The organism is Variovorax sp. FW301-JW7 (assembly GCF_058788795.1).
Map to the genome: position 1 here is coordinate 1 of NZ_JBYTBC010000027.1, position 21,254 is coordinate 21,254.

21 protein-coding genes are annotated in these 21,254 nt (G+C 68.2%); 13 read left to right on the top strand and 8 right to left on the bottom strand.

Features of this window, described 5'->3' with window-relative positions; translation table 11 throughout:
* The 5 genes from AC3WQM_RS31630 to hppD all read right to left on the bottom strand — a co-directional run.
* The coding region (locus AC3WQM_RS31630; RefSeq protein WP_492683815.1) for an MBL fold metallo-hydrolase at positions 1 to 653 on the bottom strand (653 nt) is incomplete at its 3' end.
* Positions 654 to 705: 52 nt separating this feature from the next.
* A complete protein-coding gene (locus tag AC3WQM_RS31635) occupies positions 706 to 2,397 on the bottom strand; it encodes an AMP-binding protein (RefSeq protein WP_492683816.1) in 1,692 nt (563 codons plus the stop codon).
* Positions 2,398 to 2,524: 127 nt separating this feature from the next.
* The gene (gene phhA, locus AC3WQM_RS31640; protein ID WP_070062950.1) at positions 2,525 to 3,397 is read right to left on the bottom strand and encodes a phenylalanine 4-monooxygenase; all 873 of its coding nucleotides are present in this window, start codon (positions 3,395 to 3,397) and stop codon (positions 2,525 to 2,527) included.
* 20 nt (positions 3,398 to 3,417) lie between these two features.
* On the bottom strand, positions 3,418 to 4,230 hold the full coding sequence (locus tag AC3WQM_RS31645) for a transporter substrate-binding domain-containing protein (protein WP_307638738.1): 813 nt from the start codon (positions 4,228 to 4,230) through the stop codon (positions 3,418 to 3,420).
* Positions 4,231 to 4,259: 29 nt separating this feature from the next.
* Entirely contained in the window at positions 4,260 to 5,387 is a 1,128-nt protein-coding gene (hppD, locus tag AC3WQM_RS31650) for a 4-hydroxyphenylpyruvate dioxygenase (protein ID WP_062482244.1), read from the bottom strand.
* A gap of 157 nt (positions 5,388 to 5,544) precedes the next feature.
* Here hppD and AC3WQM_RS31655 point away from each other — a divergent pair, with 157 nt between their 5' ends.
* From AC3WQM_RS31655 to AC3WQM_RS31680, 6 genes are all read left to right on the top strand, one after another.
* Entirely contained in the window at positions 5,545 to 6,018 is a 474-nt protein-coding gene (locus AC3WQM_RS31655) for an Lrp/AsnC family transcriptional regulator (RefSeq protein WP_062482247.1), read from the top strand.
* A 109-nt stretch (positions 6,019 to 6,127) separates the two neighbouring features.
* Positions 6,128 to 6,856, top strand: coding sequence for a GNAT family N-acetyltransferase (locus AC3WQM_RS31660; protein WP_489062908.1), 729 nt, complete (start codon positions 6,128 to 6,130; stop codon positions 6,854 to 6,856).
* A 90-nt stretch (positions 6,857 to 6,946) separates the two neighbouring features.
* Positions 6,947 to 7,825: a CorC family transporter gene (locus AC3WQM_RS31665; protein ID WP_062482253.1), complete on the top strand. Its 879-nt coding sequence runs from the start codon at positions 6,947 to 6,949 to the stop codon at positions 7,823 to 7,825.
* Positions 7,825 to 9,453, top strand: coding sequence for an apolipoprotein N-acyltransferase (lnt, locus tag AC3WQM_RS31670; protein WP_492683817.1), 1,629 nt, complete (start codon positions 7,825 to 7,827; stop codon positions 9,451 to 9,453). The genes AC3WQM_RS31665 and lnt overlap by 1 nt, the downstream gene beginning before the upstream one ends.
* Before the next feature lie 84 nt (positions 9,454 to 9,537).
* A complete protein-coding gene (gene chrA / locus AC3WQM_RS31675) occupies positions 9,538 to 10,743 on the top strand; it encodes a chromate efflux transporter (protein WP_492683825.1) in 1,206 nt (401 codons plus the stop codon).
* Positions 10,744 to 10,854: 111 nt separating this feature from the next.
* Positions 10,855 to 11,925 carry an asparaginase gene (locus AC3WQM_RS31680; RefSeq protein WP_492683818.1) on the top strand — a complete coding sequence of 357 codons (1,071 nt, stop codon included), beginning with the start codon at positions 10,855 to 10,857 and terminating at the stop codon, positions 11,923 to 11,925.
* 7 nt (positions 11,926 to 11,932) lie between these two features.
* On the opposite strand, the gene AC3WQM_RS31685 is transcribed toward AC3WQM_RS31680, so the two are convergent.
* The 3 genes from AC3WQM_RS31685 to AC3WQM_RS31695 are packed head-to-tail and all read right to left on the bottom strand — an operon-like array spanning position 11,933 to position 14,573.
* Positions 11,933 to 12,727 (bottom strand): phosphatase PAP2 family protein, encoded by a 795-nt coding sequence (locus AC3WQM_RS31685; RefSeq protein WP_223301439.1) that lies wholly within the window; start codon positions 12,725 to 12,727, stop codon positions 11,933 to 11,935.
* 53 nt (positions 12,728 to 12,780) lie between these two features.
* On the bottom strand, positions 12,781 to 13,608 hold the full coding sequence (locus AC3WQM_RS31690; RefSeq protein WP_492683819.1) for a metallophosphoesterase family protein: 828 nt from the start codon (positions 13,606 to 13,608) through the stop codon (positions 12,781 to 12,783).
* The gene (locus AC3WQM_RS31695; protein ID WP_492683820.1) at positions 13,605 to 14,573 is read right to left on the bottom strand and encodes a diacylglycerol/lipid kinase family protein; all 969 of its coding nucleotides are present in this window, start codon (positions 14,571 to 14,573) and stop codon (positions 13,605 to 13,607) included. Before AC3WQM_RS31695 ends, AC3WQM_RS31690 begins: the two co-directional genes overlap by 4 nt.
* A gap of 227 nt (positions 14,574 to 14,800) precedes the next feature.
* On the opposite strand from AC3WQM_RS31695, the gene glyQ reads away from it, so the two are divergent.
* From glyQ to AC3WQM_RS31730, 7 genes are read left to right on the top strand one after another with little or no spacing between them, the layout of a single operon-like run.
* Positions 14,801 to 15,709 carry a glycine--tRNA ligase subunit alpha gene (gene glyQ, locus AC3WQM_RS31700; protein WP_056577308.1) on the top strand — a complete coding sequence of 303 codons (909 nt, stop codon included), beginning with the start codon at positions 14,801 to 14,803 and terminating at the stop codon, positions 15,707 to 15,709.
* 15 nt (positions 15,710 to 15,724) lie between these two features.
* Positions 15,725 to 17,860 carry a glycine--tRNA ligase subunit beta gene (gene glyS / locus AC3WQM_RS31705; protein ID WP_095947895.1) on the top strand — a complete coding sequence of 712 codons (2,136 nt, stop codon included), beginning with the start codon at positions 15,725 to 15,727 and terminating at the stop codon, positions 17,858 to 17,860.
* Between the two features lie 23 nt (positions 17,861 to 17,883).
* Positions 17,884 to 18,213 carry a hypothetical protein gene (locus AC3WQM_RS31710; protein WP_492683821.1) on the top strand — a complete coding sequence of 110 codons (330 nt, stop codon included), beginning with the start codon at positions 17,884 to 17,886 and terminating at the stop codon, positions 18,211 to 18,213.
* A complete protein-coding gene (locus tag AC3WQM_RS31715) occupies positions 18,210 to 18,746 on the top strand; it encodes a DUF6036 family nucleotidyltransferase (protein ID WP_492683822.1) in 537 nt (178 codons plus the stop codon). Before AC3WQM_RS31710 ends, AC3WQM_RS31715 begins: the two co-directional genes overlap by 4 nt.
* On the top strand, positions 18,743 to 19,321 hold the full coding sequence (gene gmhB / locus AC3WQM_RS31720; protein WP_095947896.1) for a D-glycero-beta-D-manno-heptose 1,7-bisphosphate 7-phosphatase: 579 nt from the start codon (positions 18,743 to 18,745) through the stop codon (positions 19,319 to 19,321). The genes AC3WQM_RS31715 and gmhB overlap by 4 nt, the downstream gene beginning before the upstream one ends.
* Entirely contained in the window at positions 19,321 to 20,100 is a 780-nt protein-coding gene (locus tag AC3WQM_RS31725; RefSeq protein ID WP_492683823.1) for a lysophospholipid acyltransferase family protein, read from the top strand. The genes gmhB and AC3WQM_RS31725 overlap by 1 nt, the downstream gene beginning before the upstream one ends.
* Before the next feature lie 27 nt (positions 20,101 to 20,127).
* Entirely contained in the window at positions 20,128 to 21,099 is a 972-nt protein-coding gene (locus AC3WQM_RS31730) for a M48 family metallopeptidase (RefSeq protein WP_492683824.1), read from the top strand.
* The last annotated feature ends 155 nt before the right edge of the window (positions 21,100 to 21,254 follow it).

Sequence of the window (21,254 nt, forward strand, 5' to 3'; positions counted from 1 at the left end):
GGGGCGCGCTGCAAACCAGCCAAGCGCCGGCGCGCCGTATGCAACGCGCGCTCGACATCGACGAAGACGCCTCCATGCCCCGGAATCACTCGCCGCGGCGACAACTTCTCGATCAGATCGAGCGTTGCCGCAATGTCCCCGAACGAGGGCTCGCCCATCAGCTCCGGAAATGCGATGCCAAACCCGTTTTCCCAGAGCGCATCCGCTGAAATCAGGGTTCGCGACACTGGGTCGAACAGGATCACCGAATGCGGATCGTGGCCCGGAGCGCCATGCACTTGCCACGCACGATCTCCCAGCAGACATTCAGTGCCTGGTTCGAGCAGTCCGGTGAAAGCAAAACGCGGGCAACTCTGCCCCGTCGCAAGAAAACTCAGGCCTTCGGCATCCCATCGCTCAACCAGCGCCGCCTCTCCAGGCGGAATGTCTGTCCGAAGTGATGGATAACGCTGCTGCAACGCCGCGTTCCCCCCGCAGTGATCGCTGTGCAGATGCGTGTTCAGCACCCGATCAAGCGGACGTTCGCCCAACACCGACTCCACCAGCGCCAGCGTCTGATCGGCATGCGTGGCATAGCCGGTGTCGACCAGCACCGTCTCCTCGGCTCCGACAAAGAGGATGTTGTTCGAAGACAGCCAGCCCCGCTCGAACACGACAACATTCGCCGGCAGCCCGGCGCTGGCTTCCCCGCGGTGCCCCACCCGCTCAGGCACCGGCGCTGGTGCGCAGCTCGCGCCGCAGGATCTTCCCCACGTTGGTCTTGGGCAGCGACTCGCGGAACTCGATGTGCTTCGGCCGCTTGTAGCCGGTGAGCTGCCCGTTGCAGTACTGGAGCACGGCGTCTTCCGTCAGCGTCGGGTCCTTGCGGACCACGAAGACCTTGATGGCTTCGCCCTGCTTCTCGTCCGGCACGCCGACGGCCGCGCATTCGACGACGCCCGGGCACAGCGAGATCACGTTTTCCAGTTCGTTGGGGAACACGTTGAAACCGCTCACGAGGATCATGTCCTTCTTGCGGTCGACGATCCGGCTGTAGCCGTCTTCCTGCATCACGGCGATGTCGCCGGTGCGCATGAAGCCGTCGGCCGTGAAGGCCGCCGCTGTTTCGGCCGGCTGGTTGTAGTAGCCGGTCATCACGTTCGGCCCCTTGATGCACAGCTCGCCCGCTTGGCCGATCGGCAGCGATTGGCCTTCATCGTCCTTGATCGCGATCTCAATGCTCGGCAACGGCAATCCGATGGTGCCCGTGAACTTCGTGTTCGACACCGGGTTGTTGGTGCCGATCGCGCAGGTCTCGCTCATGCCCCAGCCTTCGATCATCGGGCAGCCGGTGGCTTCGAACCACTTGCGCGCCGTGCCTTCGGAGGCGGCCATGCCGCCGGCCTGCGACACGAACAGCGTGGAGAAATCGACCGTCTTGAACTCCGGATGCATCAGCAGCGCGTTGAACAAGGTGTTCACGGCCGGCAGCATGTGGAAGGGGCGTTTCTTCAACACCGCGACGAACTTGTTGAAGTCACGCGGGTTCGGAATCAGCGTCATGTGCGAGCCCTGGCGGATCACCAGCAGGCACAGCGTCAGCGCGAAGATGTGATACAGCGGCAGCGCGGCGATGCTGTTGACCTTCGCCAGGTCGCCGGCCCGCGCCAGCGCGGGCGTGAACCAGGCTTCGGCCTGCAGCGTGGCGGCCACGATGTTGCGGTGGGTCAGCACCGCCCCCTTCGACAAGCCGGTGGTGCCGCCCGTGTACTGCAGGAAGGCGATCGAATCGAGCGTGCTCTGGTCGGGCCCGAGCGTGCGTCCGCGGCCTTCGGCAAGCGCCTGTTTGAACGGCGTGACCGTGCGGCCGTCGCTCAGCGGCAGCTTGTAGGGCGGCACCATCTTGGCCAGGTGGCGCACGGCCACCGTGATCCAGGCGCCGTACAACCCGCCGAGCAGGTCGCCCATCGCGGTCATCACCACGTGCTTGACGGGCGTGCGCTCGATCACCTGTTCGAGCGTGGCGGCAAAGTTCTCGAGGATGACGATGGCGGTGGCGCCGGAGTCCTTGAGCTGGTGCTCCAGCTCGCGCGCCGTGTACAGCGGATTGACGTTGACGCAGGTGTAGCCCGCGCGCAGCACGGCGCACATCGTGACCGCGAACTGCGGCACGTTGGGCAGCATGATCGCCACCCGCGCACCGGGCGCGAGGCCCTGCGATTGCAGCCAGGCACCCATCGCCTTGGAGAGCGTGTCGAGCTCGCCGTACGACATCCAGCGCTCCATGCAGACCGAGAACGGCCGGTCCTTGTAGCGGCCGAAAGCCTCGTCGAACATGTGAGGCAGGGAGCGGTACTGCTCCGGATGAATCTCGTGCGGCACGCCGGCCGGGTAGTTCTGTCGCGCGGATGTCTGCATGCAAGCTCCTTTGGCGCGGATTGTGGGAGCCAATGCCTCCCACCCGCCAGCGGGCTTGTCCTAGGGGCGCATACCCGGTGTCGCGCAGGCGATAGCCGCCGTGCGCGCCCGGGTCACTGCGATGCGATCAGGCGTTGCCGGATTCGCCCGGCAGCAGCACGCCCGCCGGGATGTCGGGCTGCACCTCGAGCGCGCGGTACAGCGGCGTGAAGTCGGGTGCCGTGAGATCGAAGAGCTGCGCGAAGTTCTCGATCACGAAGTAGTTGGCCTGGTAGGTGTCGATCTTGTATTGCGTGCGCATGGTGCGCAGCAGGTCGAGCGGCAGGCGGTGCGGCTCAGGGCTGCGCACCGCGTGCTGCAGCTCGCCGACCGAGCTCAGGATGCCGGCGCCGTAGGCGCGCAGGCCCTCGGGCTGGCGGATCAGGCCGAACTCGACCGTGTACCAGTACAGCCGCGCCAGCTTTTCGCCCGCGCCCAGCTCGTGCGCCTTGATGCCGCCCTGGCCGTAGCGCTGCACGTAGTCGGCGAAGGTCGGGTCGAACAGCATCGGCACATGGCCGAACAGGTCGTGGAACACGTCGGGCTCGACGATGTAGTCGAACTCTTCGGGCTTGCGGATCCAGTCGGTCACCGGGAACTTGCGGTTCGCCAGCAGCGTGAAGAAGGGCAGCTCGGGAATGAGCCCCGGCACTGCGACGATCTCCCAGCCGGTGGCGCGGTGCAGGCGCTCGTTGAGTTCCTCGAAGCGCGGGATGCGGTCCTTCACGCCGAGCAGCGGCAGCGACTTGATGAAGGCGTCGCAGGCCAGGCCCGTCAGCTGCGCGGCCTGGCGTTCGTACAGCCGCTTGTAGGTGTCGTGGTCGGCCGCCGTGTAGCTGGCCCAGTCCTGCGGGCAGGTGTAGTCGGCTTGCACCGAACCGCCGCGCGAGTAGTCGCCGCGCGGCGGGCGATCGGAGGCGCCATAGACGGCGGGGGTGACAACGGCGGCGGGGGAATCCATGGGGCGTTCGGTTTCTCGGGTTACTTGAGCCAGCGGTCCATCACGCGCTGGAAGTCGCCGCCGGCTTGCTGCAGGTGCAGCCATTGGTCGACATACGATTTGAAGGCCACGTCGTCGCGCGGCAGCATCCAGGCCATCTCGCCGTACTGCAGCGGCTTGTCGGGGTTCACCGCGCACAGCCCGGGCTTGAGCTTCTGCTGCGTGATGGCCTCGGCCGATTCGGTGACGAACACGTCGGCGCGGTTGGCCAGGATCTCGTCGAAGATCGTGACGTTCTCGCCGTGCAGCGTGAGCCTGGCCTGCTTGAAGTTGGTGCGGGCGAAGCGTTCGTTGCTGCCGCCCGGGTTGAAGATCACGCGGGTCGACGGCTGGTCGATGGCCGCCACGCTCTGGTACTTGGCCACGTCGGCACAGCGCGCGATGGGCGTCTTGCCGTTGACCATGTAGGGCGCGCTGAAGAAGGCGCGCTTCTGGCGGTCGGTGGTCACCGACACGCCGCCCACGGCGATGTCGCACTTGCCGGCGGCCAGGTCGGGCAGCAGGTTGGCCCACGTCGTCTTGACCCATTCGGGCTTGGCGCCGAGGCTGGCGCTGAAGCCCGTCATCAGGTCGACGTCGATGCCTTCGAACGAGGCGTCGGCCTTCTGGAAGCTGAAGGGCCGGTAGTCGCCCGGCGTGCAGATGCGCAGCACCGCCGCCTTCTGTACCGTGTCCAGGTGCGAGGCGCCCGCGCCGGCCGCGGGCGGCGCCGAAGCGCAGCCCGAGAGCACGACCGCAGCGGCAACTGCCGCGACGAAGGAAGTGACGACAGTCGAAGAAGACGCGTGGCGCATGCCGGGCTCCAGGGCAGTGGTGAAGCGCCTTATTTTGCGGCGCTCAGCACGCCACGGCGCATCTGGTCGAGCTCGATGCTCTCGAACAGCGCCTTGAAGTTGCCGTTGCCGAAGCCGTCGTCGCCCTTGCGCTGGATGAACTCGAAGAAGATCGGGCCCAGCTGGTTCTCGCTGAAGATCTGCAGCAGCAGCGCGTCCTTCTTGCCGTCGATCAGGATCTTGCGGCTCTTCAGCTCGGCCACGCTTTCGCCGTGGCCGGGAATGCGCTTGTCGATCAGCTCGTAGTAGGTGTCGATGGTGTCCAGCAGCGTCACGCCGTTGGCGCGCAGCGCGTCGACGCTCTCGTACAGGTTGTCCGAGCCCATGGCGATGTGCTGGATGCCCTCGCCCTTGTACATGTCCAGGTACTCCTGGATCTGGCCGGCCTGTTCCTTGCCTTCTTCGTTGATCGGGATGCGGATCTTGCCGCAGGGGCTGGTCATGGCCTTGCTCTTCACGCCCGTCACCTGGCCTTCGATGTCGAAGTACTTCACTTCGCGGAAGTTGAAGAGCTTTTCGTAGAAGTTGGCCCACACGTCCATGCGGCCGCGGTACACGTTGTGCGTCAGGTGGTCGATGTAGGTCAGGCCGTTGCCCTTGCGCGCCAGCGCGTCCTGCGACGACACGCCCGGCAGCGCCTCGAAGTCCACGTCGTAGAAGCCGATGTTGCCGATGTCGCCCGGCTGCGCGCCGTTCTTGCCCGGCCAGCGGTCCACCAGGTAGATCAGGCTGTCGCCGATGCCCTTGATGGCAGGAATGTTCAGCTCGCCCGGGCCGGCCTTGTCGGCGAAGCCCCAGGCGCCCAGCGCGGTGGCGCGCTCGTAGGCCTGCTTGGCGTCCTGCACGCGGAAGGCGATGGCGCACACGCTCGGGCCGTGCTCGCGCGCAAAGCGCTGCGCGAACGAGTCGGGCTCGGCGTTCAGGATGAAGTTGATCGTGCCCTGGCGGTACAGCAGCACGTTCTTGTGGCGGTGCTTGGCGATGGCCACGAAGCCCATGCGCTCGAACACCTTGCCCATCGCGACCGGATCGGGTGCCGCGTACTCGATGAATTCGAAGCCGTCGGTGCCCATCGGGTTCTCCCAGGGCGTGAAGGCGGGGGCGTCGGCGTGGCTCATGGATGCTGTCTCCGAAAAGTGGGGAAAGTTGTGCAGAAAGGAAAACAAAGACCCAGATTCGGGCCGTGCTGCACTGTAGGTCGGAAGGCGTTCAGGTTTTCTGCGTTTCTGGGCGCCCTGGGTGGCCATGACGCAGTAAAACTGCAAAAATGGCGAAATGGAAGCACTCGACAAGATAGATAGGCTCATTTTGCGCATGCTGCAAGCAGACGGCCGCGCCACCTACGACCAGATCGCGGAGCAGGTCAGCCTGTCGCCCAGCGCCGTGCTGCGGCGGGTCAAGCGGCTCGAGGAGCACAAGGTCATCGACCGCTACGTGGCCCTGGTCCAGCCCGAGGCGGTCGGCCTGGGTCTCACGGCCTACCTGAACGTGCGGCTCGAAAAGCACACCGAAACCCACAAGCGCAACCCCATGGACCTGTTCCGCGCCAGCGTGCAGACCTGGCCCGAGGTGGTCGAGTGCGCGGCCCTCACCGGCGACATGGACTACCTGCTGCGCGTGGTGGTGGCCGACATGGCGCACTACAGCCGCTTCATCATGGACACCCTGCTCAAGCACCCCAGCGTCGAAGACTGCAAGACCAGCTTCGTGCTCGATCGTGTCAAAGCCACAACATCTGTGCCCGTTTAACCACAAATTGGTTGCGTAAACACCACGGACTCTGGTATCGAGTCACGAATGCGTCCTGAAAGTGTCCTTGCGGGCTTGGTGATTAAGGGAAAACCCTTACATTGGAGCCATGCTTACCGCCAAGACCCTCCTCAAAGCGTCTCTCGGCCTCGGCTCTTTCCTGAAGGCGCCGATGGTTGAGGCGCAACCGCGCGCCGTCAGCGCGCCCCCACCCGTCATGGTGCCGATCCGCTCGATCGGCCCGCGCGAACGCGAACGCATCGCGCGCCACCTGCTGGATCTGACACCGCACGACCGCTACCTGCGCTTCGGCTATGCCGCGGCCGACGAGCAGGTCCTGCGCTATGTCGAAGGCCTGGACTTCGACCGTGACGAACTGTTCGGCATCTACAACCGCCGCCTCGACCTGATCGCGATGGCGCACGTGGCCTACGCGCCCAGCGACCAGCACAGCGACTGCGCCGAGTTCGGCGTGTCCGTGTCGTCGCACGCCCGCGGCCGCGGCTACGGCGCGCGCCTGTTCGAGCGCGCCGTGGTTGCCGCGCGCAACGAAGGCGTGGGCATGCTCTTCATCCATGCGCTGAGCGAAAACGCCGCCATGCTCAAGATCGCCCGCAACGCCGGCGCCACCGTGGTGCGCAGCGGCTCGGAGTCCGAAGCCCACCTGCAGCTGCCCACCGCCACCTTCGACAGCCGCATGAGCGAGATCGCGCTGGAGCACTACGCCGCGGTCGATTTCGCGCTCAAGAGCCGCGCCAAGCAGTTCTGGGCCTTCCTGGCGAGCCTGCAGGAAGTGCGCAGCGGCATGCGCGACGCAAGAAGCAAATCGGCGCCCTGAGCGGGCAGGGCCGGCCTATGCCGGCCGGACGGTAGAGCCTGTCATGCGCAATCCGTTATCCTTGTCTCTCTTCAACTCCGCCCTCCCGCAGTGGCCGACCCTCACCCTGAACGCGCTCCCGTTGAACGGGAAGACAAGCGTGGCTTTCTCCAGAAGCTCGCCGAATTCATCCACCCCGGCCCCGATTCACGCGACGAGCTGATCGAAACCCTCGCCGATGCCGAGGACAACGAGGTGATCGGCGCCGAATCGCGCGTGATGCTCGAAGGCGTGCTGCGCATGGCCGACATGACGGCCGGTGACGTGATGGTCGCGGCGCCGCGCATGGACCTCGTGAACATCGACGCGCCCTTCGACGCGTTGCTGCACGCCGTGATCCAGACCGCGCACTCGCGCTTTCCGGTCTACGAGGGCGAAAAAGAAAACATCATCGGCATCCTGCTCGCGAAGGACCTGCTCAAGCTGCAGCGCGCGCCGGGCCTGAACATCCGCGCCTTGCTGCGCCCGGCCACCTTCGTGCCCGAGAGCAAGGGCCTGAACGACCTGCTGCGCGAGTTCCGCGGCAACCGCAACCACCTGGCCATCGTCATCGACGAGTTCGGCCGCGTGGCCGGCCTCATCACCATCGAGGACGTGCTCGAGCAGATCGTCGGAGAGATCGAGGACGAGTTCGACATCGCCGAAGACGAGGGCGACATCTTCGGCCTGGCCGACCACACCTACCGCGTCTCGGGCGACACGCCCATCGAGCGCGTGGCCGAGGCCTTCGGCATCGTCTTCAACGAAGAACAGCTGAGCGAAGACTTCGACACCATCGGCGGACTCATTGCGCACGAGATGGGCCACGTGCCCAAGCGCGGCGAGCACCACGCCATCGGCGGCTTCGACTTCGTCGTGCTGCACACCAAGGGCGGCGCGGTGCGCTGGTTCCGGGTGTCGCCGGCGCGCGGCGGCGACGCGGCCGACTGATGCCGGCGCCCGCAGCAGCGGCCCCGGCCCGCGTCTCGCCCACCTCTCCCCCTTCCTCCGCCGCCTCCGGGCTGCTTCGCCTGCTCGGCTTCGGCCTGGCGGGCGTGGCGCAGGCCCTGTCCATCGCCTGGCCGGGCGACGGCCGTCCGCTGTGGTGGCTGCAGCTGCTGTCGCTGGCCGGGCTCGTCTGGCTGCTCGACGGCCTGCGCGCCCAAGGCGCGGGCTGGCGCCGCGCCGGCCTGCACGGCTGGGTGTTCGCGACCGCCTGGCTCACCGGCAGCTTCTGGTGGCTCTTCATCTCGATGCACACCTACGGCGGGCTGCCGGCGCCGCTGGCGGTGATCGCCGTGCTCGCGCTGGCGGCGGCGCTCGGGCTCTACTACGCCGTGGCCTGCGCCTGGTTCGTGGTGCGCGGGCCGGCGGAGCGCGTCGCGGGGGCCTTCGTGTTCGCGGCGCTGTGGACGCTGGCCGAGCTCGTGCGCGGCAGCTGGTTCACCGGCTTTCCCTGGGGCGCGGGCGGCTACGCCCATGTCGACGGCCCGCTGGCCGCGTTGGCGCCGTGGGTCGGCGTGTACGGCATCGGCGCCGCGGCGGCCCTGGCCGTGGCGCTGGTCGCGCGACGCCTGCCGCTGCGCGGCGTGGTGCCGACGGCGCTGGCCGCGGTGCTGCTCGCCGTGGTCTTCGTGCTGCCCAACGTTGTCTCGCCGCTGCCTGCCGATGCGCGCGGCGTGCAGGGCACTGCCGGCACGCTGCAGGTCGCGCTGCTGCAGGGCAACATCCCGCAGGACGAGAAATTCATTCCGGGCGGCGGCATCGAAACCGCCTTGCGCTGGTACGCCGAACAGCTGCGCGACGCCAAGGCCCAGCTCGTGGTCACGCCCGAAACCGCGCTGCCGCTGCTGCCGCGCCAGCTGCCCGCCGGCTACCTCGACGCGATCCAGGAACGCTACGGCCAGCCGGGCTCGCAGCAGGCCGCCATCGTCGGGCTGCCGCTCGGCGACGGGCCGGGCACCTACCGCAACGCCGTGCTCGGCTTCATGCCCGGCGGCGCGGCGCAACCCTACGCCTACAGCAAGCACCACCTCGTGCCCTTCGGCGAATTCATTCCGCCGGGCTTTCGCTGGTTCATCCGCATGATGAGCATCCCGCTGGGCGACTTCGAGCGTGGCGGCCTCGCGCAGGCGCCCTTTGTCTGGCAGGGCCAGCGCATCGCGCCCAACATCTGCTACGAAGACTTGTTCGGCGACGAGATCGGCGCGAACTTCCGCGACGAGGCCACGGCGCCGACCATCCTGCTCAACGTCAGCAACATCGCCTGGTTCGGCGACTCGGTCGCCATCGACCAGCACCTGGCCATCTCGCGCATGCGCGCACTCGAGTTCGCGCGGCCGATGGTGCGTTCCACCAACACTGGCGCCACAGTGGTGATCGACGCCGCGGGCCGCGTCACGCACCAGCTGCCGCGCCTCACGCGCGGCGTGCTCGAAGCACCGGTCGAGGGACGGCGCGGGCTCACGCCCTTCGCGCGCTGGGTCGCACCGTTCGGCCTGTGGCCGCTGTGGATCGCGGCGCTGGCGATCGTCGCGCTGGGCGCGGTCTTCTTCCGGCCCGGGCGCACCCGGGGCTGAGGCGCACCGGCGGATGTGCATTCGACGTCATCGTCCGTGAAGCACCACCACCACCGCCCCAAGCATGCCGCCCCGCCACCGGCCATTGACGGCGTGGGCGCCTCGCCTGCCAGGGGCTCGGTGCTCGAGGTCTTTCTCGCTTTCCTGAAATTGGGCCTGACCTCCTTCGGCGGACCGGTGGCGCACCTGGGCTACTTCCGCACGGAGTTCGTCGAACGCCGCAAGTGGTTCGACGACAAGAGTTACTCCGACCTCGTGGCGCTGTGCCAGTTCTTGCCCGGGCCTGCGAGCAGCCAGGTTGGCATCGCCTTGGGGCTCGGCCGCGCGGGGTGGGGCGGGGCGCTGGCGGCGTGGCTCGGTTTCACGCTGCCGTCCGCCGTGGCGCTCATCCTCTTTGCAGCTGGTGTCACGCATTGGTCGGCCCTGGCGCAATCGGGCGCGGTGCACGGGTTGAAGGTCGTCGCGGTGGCCGTCGTGGCGCAGGCGGTGTGGGGCATGGCGAAGTCGCTGTGCCCCGACCGGTTGCGCGCAGGCGTCGCCATCGTCGCGGCGCTGTTGGTGCTCGCGGTGCCTTCGGCCATGGGGCAGATCGCCGCCATCGTCGCCGGGGGCGTCGTCGGCCGATGGGCGGTGCCGTCCGGCCACCTGCCCGCCGCGCAGCACCGCGACCACGGCGTGAGCAAGGCGACCGGTGCCGCGCTGCTGGGCCTGTTCGCCGCGCTGCTCGTCGCACTGCCGATGCTGGCCGCGGCGACGCAGTGGCCGCCGCTGTCCGTCATCGCGTCGTTCTACCGATCAGGCGCGCTGGTGTTCGGCGGGGGCCACGTCGTGCTGCCCTTGCTGCAGGCGGGCGTGGTGCCGACAGGCCTGGTCTCGAACGACGTGTTCCTGGCGGGCTACGGCGCAGCGCAGGCCGTGCCGGGGCCCTTGTTCACCTTCGCGGCCTTCCTCGGCGCTGCCATGCCGGCGCCGTTCGGCGGCTGGGTGGGCGGCTTGGCGCTGCTGCTGGCCATCTTCCTGCCGGCCTTCCTGCTGGTGGCCGGCGCGCTGCCGTTCTGGGAGACGCTGCGCCAGCGCGATGGCGTCCAGCGGGCGATGGCGGGCGTCAACGCGGCGGTTGTCGGCGTGCTGCTCGCCGCGCTCTACGACCCGGTGTGGACGAGCGCGATCCACTCGAAGGCCGACTTCGGGCTGGCGCTGGCGGCGTTCGGCTTGCTGGTCTACGCGCGCCTGTCGCCGGTGTGGGTCGTCGGGCTGGCGGCGGTGGCGGGCTGGCTGCTGACCCTCTAAGGCCGGCGCATGACCGCATGCCATGCCGGCATGCAGCGGCATGGCATGCGGGCATGGTTCATGTATCTTCCTCGCCGCCTCGAGAAATCATCCTCAAACCAAGGAGCCCGTATGTACTTTTCTACCCATTTCCGTGCCTTTGCGGCCGGTGCCGCACTGCTCGCGGCCAGCGCGCTCGCGCAGGCCCAGCAGGCGCTGCCCAACGTGGTGATCCTGGCGACCGGCGGCACCATCGCCGGTGCCGGCGCGTCGGCCGTCAACAGCGCGACCTACGCGGCCGCCAAGGTCGGCGTCGAGAAGCTGATCGCCGGCCTGCCCGAGCTGGCCAAGGTCGCCAACGTGCGCGGCGAGCAGGTGTTCCAGGTCGCGTCGGAAAGCCTCACCAACGACAACCTGATGACGCTGGCCAAGCGCGTCTCGGCGCTGTCCAAGCAGGCGGACGTGGACGGCATCGTGATCACCCACGGCACCGACACGCTGGAAGAAACCGCCTACTTCCTGACGCTCACCGTGCACACCAACAAGCCGATCGTGGTGGTCGGCTCGATGCGCCCGGGCACGGCCCTGTCGGCCGACGGCGCGCTCAACCTGTACGACGCGGTGAACGTGGCGGGCAGCAAGGACGCGATGGGCAAGGGCGTGCTCGTGACGATGGGCGACAACATCGACACCGGCCGCGACGTGAGCAAGAACGTCAACATCAAGACCAGCGCGTTCTCCAGCCAGTGGGGTCCGCTGGGCATGATCGTCGAGGGCAAGAACTACTGGTTCCGCGCGCCGGTCAAGCGCCACACCATGAACTCCGAGTTCGACATCGACAGCATCACCGCGCTGCCGCCGGTGGAGATCGCCATGGGCTACGAAGGCGTGTCCTCGGTGGCCATCGACGCCATCGCCAAGAGCGGCGCCAAGGCGCTGATCCACGGCGGCACGGGCAATGGCTCGGTGGCCGACCGCATCGTGCCGAACCTGCAGAAGGCACGCACCGACGGCGTGATCGTCATTCGCAGCTCGCGCGTGCCCGACGGCTTCGTGATCCGCAATGCCGAGCAGCCCGACGACAAGTACGACTGGGTGGTGGCACACGACCTGCGCCCGCAGAAGGCGCGCATCCTGGCGATGGTGGCCTTGACCAAGACCAACAACACCAAAGAACTGCAACGCATCTTCTGGGAATACTGATCGACGGTCAGCGCGCGGTGCGGCGCTTGCGGTGCCGCGCGTATTCCAGGCTGCTCACGCACACCAGCAGCCAGCCCAGGCCGGTCAGCAGGCCGGCCGCGACATCGCTCGCGAAGTGCACCTGCAGGAAGATCCGGCTGCAGGCGATGGTGACGATGGCCGCCACCGCGGCCATGGCGGCCGGCACATGCCAGCGCGCCGGCAGCAGCCGCAGCGCCAAGTACAGCAGCATCCCGTAACTCACGATCGCGCCCGCGCTGTGGCCGCTGGGAAAGCTGAAGCTCGTTTCCAGTGCCAGCCCGTGGTCGTGCACCGGCCGGGCCCGCGCAAAGATGTGCTTGAGCGCGGGGTTCAGCACCACGATGCCGCCGAGCGCGGTCACCCAGCCCAGCGCCAGCCCGCGGTGCGCATTCCGCCACAGCAGCAGCGCGACCAGCCCGCACACGGGCGCGAGCAACTGCGCGTCGCCCAGGTGCGTGAGCCAGCTGAAGCTCACGAGCGCGCCCCACGGCACATGGGCGGCGATGGCGTCGGCGAGCGCCTGGTCGGCGCGGCCCATGGTGCGGCCGTCGCCCAGGTGCGAGGCGATCCACGCGACCAGCACCGCCGCCGCCAGGATCAGCACGAAGCCCAGTCCCAGTCCGAGCGCCAGGCGCGATTCGTCAGGCTCGCCGGTGTCGGGCAGCGGATGGCGCCGTTGCAGCATCCGGCAGGCGAGGCCGGCGCCGAGCACCGACACGGTCAGCGCGAGCGCGAACCAGGCCAGGGCGTGTTCGCCCAGCTGTTGTGCGAGAAGAACCAAGGGGGCTGAAGAAGAAAGGAGAAGGGTGTCCGCAGGAGGCATGCGGCGCAACCCTAAGGGGCCGTCGCGCGGCTGGCAAGCGGAAGCCGTAACAGGTCAACGGGCATGAAGGCCTTGTCGGCCGCCGAGTGGTCCCAGCGCTCGACCACGCACACACGCTGCGCGCCGTCGCCGGACGCCTCCGCGCGCAGCACGTTCACCGAGTTCGGCGCATCCCAGCGCACGCGCGTCGACACGGCGGTGCCGGCCTGCACCGCCCAGGCCGTGGGCGGGCAGCCCGGAAAGCGCTCGTCCAGCGGGCGCACGAAAGGCAGGTGGATGTGGCCGCCGACGATCAGGTCGGCGCCCGCCGCCGTCCAGCGCGCCACCGCCGCCTCGCGCCCGTGCAGTCGGTTCTGTCGGTCTTCAGGCCGCGTCACCAGCACCGGCTGGTGCGTCACGACCACGCGCACCTGCCGGGGCGTGGCGCTCGCCAGCCGCGCGGCGACGCGCTCGACCTGCGCCGGCGACACCTCGCCGTCCTCGTGCCGGTACCAGCGCGTCGTGTTGACCGTGACCACCAGCCAGTCGTCGCAGGCGAACACCGGCTCCAGGTCAGTGCCGAAGGCCTCGGTGTAGCGGCCGTAGGGCGAGAAGACGCGCGCCGCCAGCTGGAACAGCGGAATGTCGTGGTTGCCCGGAATCGCGACCACCGGCGCCGCCAGCCGGTCGGCGAAGGCGCGCGCAGCCTTGAACTGGCGGCGCGTGGCGCGCTGCGTGATGTCGCCCGACAGCAGCACCGCCTGCGGCGCCAGCGCGTGCGCCAGGCGTTCGAGCGCCTGCAGCACCTCGGGCTGCTCGGTGCCGAAGTGCGGGTCGGACACTTGCAGCAGGCAGCTCATGGCCGTGCCGCCTCCAGCTCGGGCGCGCTGTCGGGCCGCACCAGCCACAGCGGGTCGGGCGCCACCCGGAACAGCAGGGGCATGTCGACCCAGTCGATCTCGCCGTCGGTGGCGATCTTCACTCGGCGCGGCGAGCGCAGCCGGCCGGCCTTCACCGTCATCGACTCGAAGGGAAAGCTCAGCACCTCGTCGGCGTCGCCCAGCCGCCCGAGCGCGCCGCGCACCAGCAGCCCCGGCATCGCCAGCAGGCCGACCGGCTTGAGCGCCACCGCGGTCAGCCGGCCCTGCTCGGGCGCCTCGGCGTGGTCGACGCCCGCCTGCATCAGCTGCAACGGGTTGTTGCCCACGAACAGCGTGGGCGTGCGGATGTCGCGCTCGTGGCCGTGCGAGGCGATGCGCAGTTGCCAGTGGCGATGGCGCCCGCGCAGCACCGTCACCAGGCCCGAATAGAAGGCGATCCACCGGTGGCGGCCGAAGCGTGCCTTGTGGCTTTCGCGTTCCTCCAGCAGGTCGGCATACAGGCCCATGCTGGCATTCACCAGGAACACGCGGTCGTTCACCAGCCCCACCTGCACCGCCCGCGGCTGCTGCGTCAGCAGCACCTGCAGCGCCTGCGCCGTGTCGCGCGGGATGCCGTGGGTGCGGCTGAAATAGTTGAAGGTGCCCTGCGGCAGCACGCCGAAGGGGCAGCCGCTGCCCAGCGTGGCCTGGGCGACGGCGTTGATGGTGCCGTCGCCGCCCGCGGCCACCACCACGCCGCCCACGGCCCGGGCCCGTTCGACCGCTTCGCGCGCCAGCGCCTGCACGCGGCCGGGGCCGTCCACGAGGAACACGCGGTGCCGGCGGCCGTCCGCGGCAAAGGCGTCGTCGATGACCTGGCGGGCCTGCGCAGTGCTCTCGCTGCCGGAGCCGGCGTTGAGCACGATGAAGAAAGGAGTGTCGGGGCCGATGTGGGGCGGTGCCATGCAGTGAGAGAGGGGGAAAGCGCAGGAAAGTGCCGAAAGCGGCGGGAAACGCAAAAAAGCGTGCGGGGCCGGGCTTTGTCCCACAGCCGCACGGGCTGTCGCGGCAGCCGGCATCCCGAGCGGCTGTGGGAGAGATGCCCTCCCGCGAACGTAAAATCGTCCGCTTTCGCGGCCTGTGCCGCGCCACCGTCCCGTCCAATGTCCGGCCCCCGACGCCGGCCAGCTTCATGTTGACCTTCCAGCAAATCATTCTCAAACTGCAGTCGTACTGGGCCGACAAGGGCTGTGCGCTCCTGCAACCGTACGACATGGAAGTGGGCGCAGGCACCTCGCACACCGCCACCTTCCTGCGCGCGCTCGGCCCCGAGCCCTGGAAGGCCGCCTACGTGCAACCCAGTCGCCGCCCCAAGGACGGCCGCTACGGCGAGAACCCCAACCGCCTGCAGCACTACTACCAGTACCAGGTCGTGCTCAAGCCCGCGCCCAGCAACATCCTCGAGCTTTACCTCGGCAGCCTGGAAGCCCTGGGCTTCGACCTGAAGAAGAACGACATCCGCTTCGTCGAAGACGACTGGGAGAACCCCACGCTCGGCGCCTGGGGCCTGGGCTGGGAGGTCTGGCTCAACGGCATGGAAGTGACGCAGTTCACCTACTTCCAGCAGGTCGGCGGCATCGACTGCAAGCCCATCACCGGCGAGATCACCTACGGCCTGGAACGCCTGGCCATGTACCTGCAGGGCGTGGACAACGTCTACAACCTCACGTGGACCGACGGCCTGAGCTACGGTGACGTCTACAAGCAGAACGAGGTCGAGCAGTCGACCTACAACTTCGAGCACAGCGATGCCGAGTTCTTGTTCACCGCCTTCAATGCGCACGAAAAGCAGGCCAAGCACCTCATGACCGAGCAGCTCGCGTTGCCGGCCTACGAGCAGGTGCTCAAGGCCGCGCACAGCTTCAACCTGCTGGACGCGCGCGGCGCCATCAGCGTGACCGAGCGCGCGGCCTACATCGGCCGTATCCGCAACCTCGCGCGCAGCGTGGCGCAGAGCTACTACGACAGCCGCGAGCGCCTGGGCTTCCCGATGGCCCCGCGCGAATGGGTGGCGCAGATGCCCCCGAAGAAAGCCGCCTGAGCGATGACGACCCCCATGAACAACAAGAACTCCCTGCTGGTTGAACTGTTTGTCGAAGAGCTGCCGCCCAAGGCGCTGAAGAAGCTCGGCGAGGCTTTCGCGGGCGTGCTGCGCGACCAGCTCGTGGCCCAAGGCCTGGCCGAAGCCGGCTCGGTGCTCACGCCCTACGCGTCGCCGCGCCGCCTGGCCGCGCACCTCACGCACGTGGCCGAGCGCGCCGCCGACAAGGCCGTGTCGCAAAAGCTCATGCCCGTGGCCGTGGGGCTCGATGCCTCGGGCCAACCGACGCCCGCGCTGCTCAAGCGCCTGGCCGCCCTCGGCGCCGACGCCTCGGCCGTGCCCGGCCTCAAGCGCGCCATGGACGGCAAGGCCGAAGCCCTGTTCTACGAAAGCACCGCCAAGGGCGCCACGCTGGCCGAAGGCCTGCAAAAAGCCTTGGCCGAAGCCATCGCCAAGCTGCCGATCCCCAAGGTCATGAGCTACCAGCTCGAAAGCGGCTGCGAGCTGCCCGGCTGGAGCAGCGTGAGCTTCGTGCGCCCCGCGCACGGCCTGGTGGCGCTGCACGCCGACACCGTGGTGCCCATCGAGGCGCTGGGCCTGAAGGCCGGCCGCGAAACGCACGGCCACCGCTTCGAAGCGGCGGTCGACCCCGTGGTGCTGCGCGATGCCAACAGCTACGCCCTGCAGCTCCAGGACGACGGTGCCGTCATCGCCAGCTTTGAGGCGCGCCGCGCCGAAATCGCACGCCAGCTCGCGGCCGCCGCCGTGACGGTGGGCGGCGGCTCGGTGCCGATCCACGACGACGCGCTGCTCGACGAGGTCACGGCGCTGGTCGAGCGCCCCAACGTGCTGGTCTGCAGCTTCGAGCGCGAGTTTCTCGAAGTGCCGCAGGAGTGCCTCATCCTCACGATGAAGGCCAACCAGAAGTACTTCCCGCTGCTCGACGCGCAAGCCAAGCTCACCAACAAGTTCCTCGTCGTCAGCAACATCAGCCCCGACGACGCGAGCGCCGTGACCGGCGGCAACGAGCGCGTGGTGCGCCCGCGCCTGGCCGACGCCAAGTTCTTCTTCGACCAGGACCGCAAGAAATCGCTGGCCTCGCGCGTCGAGTCGCTGGGCAAGGTGGTCTATCACAACAAGCTCGGCACGCAGGGCGAACGCGTGCAGCGCGTGATGCACATCGCGCGCGGCATTGCCGAGAAACTCGGCGACGCGACGCTGGCCGCGCAGGCCACCCAGGCTGCCCAGCTGGCCAAGGCCGACCTCGTGACCGACATGGTCGGCGAGTTCCCCGAGCTGCAGGGCACCATGGGCCGCTACTACGCGCTGCACGACGGCCTCGATGCCGCGGTGGCCGACGCCATCGAAGATCACTACAAGCCGCGCTTCGCCGGTGACGAGCTGCCGCGCAACAGCGTGGGCCTCGTGGTCGCGCTGGCCGACAAGCTCGAAACGCTGGTCGGCATGTTCGGCATCGGCAACCTCCCCACCGGCGACCGCGACCCGTTCGCGCTGCGCCGCCACGCGCTGGGCGTGATCCGCATGCTGATCGAGAAAGACCTTGCGCTGGGGCTCGATGCGCTGCTGCAGGATGCCGCCGCGCAGTTCAGCGCCATCGACGGCTTCGACAGCAGCAAGGCCACCGTCGAGCTGCGCGACTTCATCCTCGACCGCCTCGCCGGCAGCCTGCGCGAGCAGGGCGCCAGCGCCCAGGAAGTCGACGCCGTGCTGGCCCCGCTGCCGCAGCGCCTGGGCGAAGTGCCCAAGCTGCTGGCGGCCGTGCGCGCCTTCGCCGCACTGCCCGCCGCCGCCGCGCTGGCCGCTGCCAACAAGCGCATCGGCAACATCCTGAAGAAGGCGCCCGAGGCCGACGCGCACGTGAGCGAACTCCTGCTGCAGGAGCCCGCCGAGAAAGCGCTGCACGCCGCCATGGCGCAGGTCGTGCCCGCCGCCAACGCCCAGTTCGACGCGGGCGACTACACCGGCTCGCTGCAGACGCTCGCCGCGCTGCGCGAACCGGTCGATGCGTTCTTCACGGACGTGATGGTGAATGCCGAGCAGGCCGACCTGCGGCTGAACCGCCTGGGCCTGCTGATGTCGCTGCACAGCGCGATGAACCGCGTGGCGCAGCTCGAGCGGCTGGCCGTCTGAGCAGGGTCATTCGATAATCGGCCATGAACCGCCAGCAGCAACTCGACCAGTTTTCGCTCGCCCTGCATCGGCGCGCGATGGCGGTGTTGCGCCTGGAGCCGGCACAGCGCGAGCGTGCCCGTCAGACACTTGCGCGCTGGCGCCAGCAGTCGGGCGAGACACGCTCCGATGTCCTGTGGGACGAATGGGCGCAGTTGCTGGCCTCTGATCTCGATGTGCTGACGCACGCCGCGCTCGACGAATCCGAGCACGGCCAGCTGATGCGCAGCGTGTCGCCGCTCGGTGTGCTCGTCTCGCAGGCCGAGCGGATGACCTTGCTGCAGCAGGCGCGGGAAGAGGCCACCGTCCCATGAAGCTGGAAGAACTGCAGCACGTGCTGCGTGCTTCGGCGGCGATTGCCGAGGAGAACTCCTTCGTGGTCGTGGGCAGCCAGGCGGTGCTGTTGTTGCTGGAGCAGCCGCCTGAAGCCCTGCTCGTGTCGCGCGAGATCGATCTCTACCCGGCGCTCCACCCGGAGCGGGCTGACCTGATCGACGGCGCCATCGGCATGCATTCGAGCTTTCACGAAACCTTTGGCTACTTCGCCGACGGAGTGGGGCCCGAAACCGCCGTGATGCCGGCCGACTGGATGAATCGCGCCAGCCTGCACTACATCGGCGACGTCACGGCCATCTGTCCGGACCTGCACGATCTCGTCGTCTCGAAGTGTGTGGCCGGCCGTGAGAAAGACGCCGACTTTGTGCGCGAACTGCTGAAGAACCAGCTGGTGTCGGCGACGACACTGGCAGAACGCATCGCCATGCTCGATGCCTCGAAGTACCCGTTGCCCGCGCTGGTCGCCTGGGTGGAGCGGCGCAAGATCGAGTCTGAAAGGCCGACCCCATGAAGCTCGTCATCCTCGACCGCAACGGCACGATCAACGTGCACCGCGAAGACTTCGTCAAGAGCGACATCGAGTGGACGCCGCTGCCCGGGGCGCTCGAGGCCGTGGCGCGGCTCAACCATGCGGGCTGGCACGTGGTGGTGGCGTCGAACCAGTCGGGCCTGGGCCGCGGGCTGTTCGACATGGCTTCGCTCAATGCCATGCACGCCAAGATGCACAAGATGCTCGCGGCCGTGGGCGGCAAGGTGGACGCGGTGTTCTATTGCCCGCACAGCCCCGACGAGGGCTGCGACTGCCGCAAGCCCAAGGAGGGTTTGTTCCTTCAGATCGGCGACCGCTTCGGCATCGACCTGAAGGGCGTGCCGACGGCGGGCGACAGTCTGCGCGACCTGCAGGCCGGCGCCGCGGCCGGCTGCGAACCGCACTTGCTGCTCACGGGCATGGGCGCGGCGTGCCGCGGGGTTCACCCGCTGCCTTCCGAATATCCGGCGGACACGAGGGTGCATGAAGATCTCGCCGCCTTTGTCGACTTTTTGCTCGCGCGCGAAGCGCGGGCTGCACTGCAGGTGGCTGTCTGATGGCGTTTCTCCGTTCCGTTCTCCACGCCCTGTGGATGCTTGTCACCGTGGTGCCCTGGGGCATCATCATGTGCGTCAGCTCGCTCTGGAAGCGCGGCATTCCGCTGTACTGGATGGCCGCGCGCTGGCTCGGCTGGGCCGTCGACGGCGCGCGCGTCATCATGGGCATCCGCACGCGCGTGACCGGCATGGAGAACCTGCCGACCGACAAGCTCGCCGGTGCCGTGCTGCTGGTCAAGCACCAGTCCACGTTCGAGACTTTCCTGATGCCCACGCTGATGCCGCACCCGCTGGCCTACGTGTTCAAGAAGGAACTGATCTACGTGCCCTTCTTCGGCTGGGCGATGGCGCGGCTGGACATGATTCATATCGATCGCAGCCAGCGCGCGCAGGCCTTCAACAAGGTCGTGAGCCAGGGCCGCAAGCTGCTCGCGCAGGGCATCTGGATCATCATGTTCCCCGAAGGCACGCGCATTCCGCGTGGCCAGAAGGGCACCTACAAGAGCGGCGGCACGCGCCTGGCCTGCGAGACGGGCGTGCCCGTGATCCCCATTGCCGTCACCTCGGCCAAGGTCTGGCCGCGCAAGGCCTTCATCAAGCGCCCCGGCGTGGTCGACGTGTCGATCGGCCCGGCGATCTCGAGCGTGGGCCGCAAGCCCGACGAACTGATGCGCGAAGTCGAAGCCTGGATCGAGGCCGAGATGCGCCGCCTCGACCCCGAGGCGTACAGCGACACCCCGGCGCAGCCGCAGCAGACGTTGCCGCGCGAAGCGGGCTGACGCGCCACCCTCAGACCCGGGCCCGACATGCGGGGAATGCTGCAGTTCACGATGGACCTCTTCGAGGGGCTGGGGAGCACGCCGGCGCCTGCTGCTGCGCCGCCGCGGCGGCCGCGGAAGAAGGCGCCTGCGCCTGTGCCACCTGCTGCTCCTGTGCCGGTGGTGGATGCCACTCCTTCATCTATCGGGCCCGTTGATCCGCGTCCTGCGGTGCCGTTGGCTGACACGCTGACGCTGGCGAACTTCACGCATCCGCAAGCGACGCGTGAAGTGGTGTTGGGGTCGGCGCGGGTGGCCTACGAGTTCAAGCGGGGGCAGCGCAAGACGATCGGTTTTCTTGTCGGTGCCGAAGGCCTGTCGGTGCGTGCGCCGCGGTGGGTCACGCTGCGCGATGTCGATGCGGCGGTGCGTGAGAAGGCCGACTGGATTCTGCGCAAGCTGGCGGAGACGCAGCAGCGCAATGCGCGGGTCGAGGCGACGCGGATTGCGTGGGAAGACGGGGCGGAGTTTCCTTTTCTTGGTGAGCTGGTGGTGATCCGGCTCGATCCGAAGCATGGTTTCGCGAGCGTTGGCGGCACGCTCGACCCCGCTGTCGAAGGCGGCGGCCCGCGGACTCTGCGGTTGGCTGTGGCGCAGAACGCGGCGCCCTCGCAGATTCGGGATGCGGCGCAGGCCTGGTTGATGCGGCAGGCTCGGAAGCTGTTCATCGAACGGCTGGATCACTTTGCGCCGCTGCTGGGGGTGTCATGGCAGAAGCTGTCGCTCTCCAATGCGGCTACGCGGTGGGGGAGTGCGAGCGCGGATGGATCGATTCGGTTGAACTGGCGGTTGATTCACTTTCGATTGCCGGTGATCGACTACGTTGTGGCGCATGAGCTGGCGCACCTGCGGGTGATGGATCACTCGCATCGGTTTTGGGAAACCGTTGAGAGTGTTGTGCCTGACTATGGGGTGCTGCGGCAGCAGTTGAAGGATGAGGCTGTGCCTCGGTGGGGCTGACTGCGTTTTTTTGCTTCCCGGGGCCGGGTCTCGCCCCGGCGGGCGACTCACTTTCTTTTGCTTCGCCAAAAGAAAGTGAGCAAAGAAAAGGCGACCCCACTGTCTGCGACCCTCCGCTTCGCTACGGGCAACCTGCGGTGCTCGCGTTTCGCGGG

Coding starts and splice junctions, on each gene's coding strand:
- AC3WQM_RS31715 (WP_492683822.1), top strand. CDS start 18,210: ATGAAGCTGGAAGAACTGCAGCACGTGCTGCGTGCTTCGGCGGCGATT.
- AC3WQM_RS31710 (WP_492683821.1), top strand. CDS start 17,884: ATGAACCGCCAGCAGCAACTCGACCAGTTTTCGCTCGCCCTGCATCGG.
- glyQ (WP_056577308.1), top strand. CDS start 14,801: ATGTTGACCTTCCAGCAAATCATTCTCAAACTGCAGTCGTACTGGGCC.
- AC3WQM_RS31660 (WP_489062908.1), top strand. CDS start 6,128: ATGCTTACCGCCAAGACCCTCCTCAAAGCGTCTCTCGGCCTCGGCTCT.
- glyS (WP_095947895.1), top strand. CDS start 15,725: ATGAACAACAAGAACTCCCTGCTGGTTGAACTGTTTGTCGAAGAGCTG.
- AC3WQM_RS31730 (WP_492683824.1), top strand. CDS start 20,128: ATGCGGGGAATGCTGCAGTTCACGATGGACCTCTTCGAGGGGCTGGGG.
- hppD (WP_062482244.1), bottom strand. CDS start 5,387: ATGAGCCACGCCGACGCCCCCGCCTTCACGCCCTGGGAGAACCCGATG.
- phhA (WP_070062950.1), bottom strand. CDS start 3,397: ATGGATTCCCCCGCCGCCGTTGTCACCCCCGCCGTCTATGGCGCCTCC.
- AC3WQM_RS31690 (WP_492683819.1), bottom strand. CDS start 13,608: ATGAGCTGCCTGCTGCAAGTGTCCGACCCGCACTTCGGCACCGAGCAG.
- lnt (WP_492683817.1), top strand. CDS start 7,825: ATGCCGGCGCCCGCAGCAGCGGCCCCGGCCCGCGTCTCGCCCACCTCT.
- AC3WQM_RS31645 (WP_307638738.1), bottom strand. CDS start 4,230: ATGCGCCACGCGTCTTCTTCGACTGTCGTCACTTCCTTCGTCGCGGCA.
- AC3WQM_RS31695 (WP_492683820.1), bottom strand. CDS start 14,573: ATGGCACCGCCCCACATCGGCCCCGACACTCCTTTCTTCATCGTGCTC.
- AC3WQM_RS31725 (WP_492683823.1), top strand. CDS start 19,321: ATGGCGTTTCTCCGTTCCGTTCTCCACGCCCTGTGGATGCTTGTCACC.
- gmhB (WP_095947896.1), top strand. CDS start 18,743: ATGAAGCTCGTCATCCTCGACCGCAACGGCACGATCAACGTGCACCGC.
- AC3WQM_RS31635 (WP_492683816.1), bottom strand. CDS start 2,397: ATGCAGACATCCGCGCGACAGAACTACCCGGCCGGCGTGCCGCACGAG.
- AC3WQM_RS31655 (WP_062482247.1), top strand. CDS start 5,545: ATGGAAGCACTCGACAAGATAGATAGGCTCATTTTGCGCATGCTGCAA.
- AC3WQM_RS31680 (WP_492683818.1), top strand. CDS start 10,855: ATGTACTTTTCTACCCATTTCCGTGCCTTTGCGGCCGGTGCCGCACTG.